Source organism: Rhizobium alarense, from assembly GCF_021555155.1.
GTDB classification, from domain to species: Bacteria; Pseudomonadota; Alphaproteobacteria; order Rhizobiales; family Rhizobiaceae; genus Rhizobium_D; species Rhizobium_D alarense.
In genome coordinates this window covers 40,458-43,437 of record NZ_JAKGBU010000044.1, presented here as the reverse complement: position 1 = coordinate 43,437, position 2,980 = coordinate 40,458, and the positions used below count along the sequence as shown (strand labels likewise).

The window sequence follows — 2,980 nt, the reverse complement described above, 5'->3', positions numbered from 1 at the left end:
TGTAGATCGTGCCGGTGCCGAGGATCGCGACCGAGCCGTCCGCGTCGCCGAGCGCACCCTGCAGCGCGATCAGGCCGTCGGAATCGATGACGGTGTCGCGAAAGGGAAGGCGGTCGTGCACATAGCGCGTCAGGTCGCCGACATTGGTGCCGGCAAGGCCGAGAAAGGCCGAGGCCGCCGGCAGCTCCGCCTCGGACAAGCCGGCATCCCGAAAGGCGGCCAAGGCGGCGTCGGTGATGCTGACGATCGCATTGTTCGGGTCGGTCAGGATGTTGGCGGCGCCGCCCTTGCCGCGGCCGAGAACGGTCCCGTCCGGTGTCGCCACCGCTGCCCGGCAACTCGTGCCGCCGCCGTCAATGCCGATGATATAGCGCATCATGAAGCCCTCCGGCGACAACAATACCAAAAAAATACCATTAACCAAGCGGAAATTAGCAAGAGAGCGGCAATGTTCTATTAATTAGCTGTAAAATAACAATAATTTTGAAAACGATCATTTTTCTGTCGCCAAAAGTTAATTTCCTATGGACAATTGGTATTTTTTTGGCATTAAATTGCGGCGAGGGAGATTTTCGACATGGCCAAAGGCGCAACCGAAGCCAGACACGCCGCCGCGCAGGGATTCGACGAGCTCGATCCCGTCGCCGCGCTGAAGGTGCTTGCGGCTGCACAGCAGTCGGCAGCCGCCGTGGTCGATGCGGCGGTCACGGAGATCGCGGCGGCGGCGCGGCTTGCCGCGGATACGCTGCAGGCCGGAGGGCGGTTGGTCTATGCCGGCGCGGGAAGTTCGGGCCTCATGGCCATGGCCGATGCGCTCGAACTGCCGGGCACCTACGGAATCGCCCGCGACCGGATCGTCCTGCTTCTCGCTGGCGGCGCCGGGAGCCTCGTCGACCTTGCCGGCGGTTATGAAGACGATTGCGCGCTCGCAAAGTCCGATGCGGCGGATGCCGGCATCGGCGCGAAGGACTGCGTCATCTGCGTCTCCGCCAGCGGATCGACGCCCTATGCGCTCGCCGTCGCCGATCACGCGCGGCAAAGGGGCGCGCGGGTCATCGCCCTTGCCAACAATGCCGGTGCGATGCTCTTCGAGGGCGCCGATGTGGCGATCCTGCTTGCAACGCCGCCGGAAGTCGTGGCGGGGTCGACGCGCATGGGGGCCGGCACCGCGCAGAAGATCGCCTTCAACATGCTGTCGACGATGGTCGGAATCCATCTCGGCCATGTGCATGACGGCTACATGGTCAATCTCAAGGCCGACAATATCAAGCTCAGGGGCAGGGCATGCCGTATCGTTTCGGGCATTTCCGGCGTGGCGCTGCCGGAGGCCGAGCGGCTGCTGGTCCGTGCCGACGGATCGGTGAAGACCGCCGTGCTGCTCGCGGCCGGCGCCGCTGATGCAGACGAGGCGGAACGCCTACTCGAAAAATCCGGGCAGAGCCTCAGGCGCGCCCTCAAAGCGGTCCAATAATACGAGTTCCAGAACGCGCCGGCAGTCGGCGCATAAAAGGGGAGAATGACATGACTCGCACCAAACTCACCGGGTTGCTGCTCGCGACCAGCATCCTGGGCTCTGCCGGGATCGCCAGCGCGCAGGACGTGTCGCTGACGATCGAAAGCTGGCGCAACGACGATCTGTCCATCTGGCAGGAAAAGATCATCCCGGCCTTCGAGGCCGCGAATCCGGGCATCAAGGTGGTCTTCTCGCCGACCGCGCCGACCGAGTACAATGCGGCGCTCAACGCCAAGCTCGATGCGGGTTCGGCCGGCGACCTCATCACCTGCCGTCCGTTCGACGCCTCGCTCGAGCTCTTCAACAAGGGCCATCTCGCCTCGCTGAACGACCTGCCCGGCATGGAGAACTTCTCCGACGTCGCCAAGTCCGCCTGGACGACGGACGACGGCTCGACGACCTTCTGCGTGCCGATGGCGTCCGTCATCCATGGTTTCATCTACAATGCCGACGCCTTCGCCGAACTCGGCATCACGCCGCCGGCCACGGAAGCCGAATTCTTCGCAGCCCTCGACAAGATCAAGGAAAACGGCACCTACATCCCGATGGCCATGGGCACCAAGGATCTCTGGGAAGCCGCGACCATGGGCTACCAGAACATCGGTCCGACCTACTGGAAGGGCGAGGAAGGCCGTCAGGCGCTGATCAAGGGCGAGCAGAAGCTGACCGACGCGCCGTGGGTCGAACCCTACGCGGTCCTTGCCAAGTGGAAGGACTATCTCGGCGACGGTTTCGAGGCGCAGACCTATCCGGACAGCCAGAACCTCTTCACGCTCGGCCGCGCCGCCATCTATCCGGCAGGCTCCTGGGAAATCGGGCTGTTCAACACGCAGGCCCAGTTCAAGATGGGGGCCTTCCCGCCGCCGGTGAAGGCCGCCGGCGACACCTGCTACATCTCGGACCACAACGACATCGGCATCGGCCTCAACGCCAAGAGCGGCAATGCCGAAGCAGCGAAGAAATTCCTGTCCTTCGTCGCGTCGCCGGAGTTCGCCGACATGTATGCCAACTCGCTGCCGGGCTTCTTCAGCCTCAACTCGACGGCCGTGAAGATGGCCGATCCGCTGGCCCAGGAATTCGTCTCCTGGCGTGAAAAGTGCAAGCCGACGATCCGCTCGACCTACCAGATCCTGTCGCGCGGCACGCCGAACCTGGAAAACGAGACCTGGCTGGAATCGGCCAACGTGATCAACGGCACGGATACGCCGGAAGTCGCGGCCGAAAAGCTGCAGAAGGGCCTCGACAGCTGGTACAAGCCGATGAAGTAAGGGCATTTCCGGGAGGCGGTTCACACCGCCTCCCGGAGCCTGTCGGTCTGGGGTCTCCTTCCGTCATGCTCGGGCTTGTCCCGAGCATCTGGTAGGCCAGCTGTTGGGGGCCGAGGCAAAAAGCAGTTGCCGGACAACGCAGATTCTCGGCACAAGGCGAGAATGACGTCGGAGGATTGCGGAAGGCGGCTCGCCGCCA

General features: G+C 63.5%; 3 protein-coding genes. 2 read left to right on the top strand and 1 reads right to left on the bottom strand.

Going from position 1 to position 2,980, the window contains the following annotated elements:
* On the bottom strand, positions 1 to 379 hold a 379-nt coding region (locus LXM94_RS14850; RefSeq protein ID WP_329605611.1), incomplete at its 3' end, for a BadF/BadG/BcrA/BcrD ATPase family protein.
* A 198-nt stretch (positions 380 to 577) separates the two neighbouring features.
* Here LXM94_RS14850 and LXM94_RS14845 point away from each other — a divergent pair.
* Positions 578 to 1,471, top strand: coding sequence for an N-acetylmuramic acid 6-phosphate etherase (locus LXM94_RS14845; RefSeq protein WP_235772245.1), 894 nt, complete (start codon positions 578 to 580; stop codon positions 1,469 to 1,471).
* A 50-nt stretch (positions 1,472 to 1,521) separates the two neighbouring features.
* Positions 1,522 to 2,781, top strand: a complete 1,260-nt coding sequence (locus tag LXM94_RS14840) for an ABC transporter substrate-binding protein (protein WP_235772244.1) — start codon at positions 1,522 to 1,524, stop codon at positions 2,779 to 2,781.
* The last annotated feature ends 199 nt before the right edge of the window (positions 2,782 to 2,980 follow it).

What these genes read in the sequence shown, in the direction of transcription:
- LXM94_RS14845 (WP_235772245.1), top strand. Translation starts at nt 578, where the DNA reads ATGGCCAAAGGCGCAACCGAAGCCAGACACGCCGCCGCGCAGGGATTC.
- LXM94_RS14840 (WP_235772244.1), top strand. Translation starts at nt 1,522, where the DNA reads ATGACTCGCACCAAACTCACCGGGTTGCTGCTCGCGACCAGCATCCTG.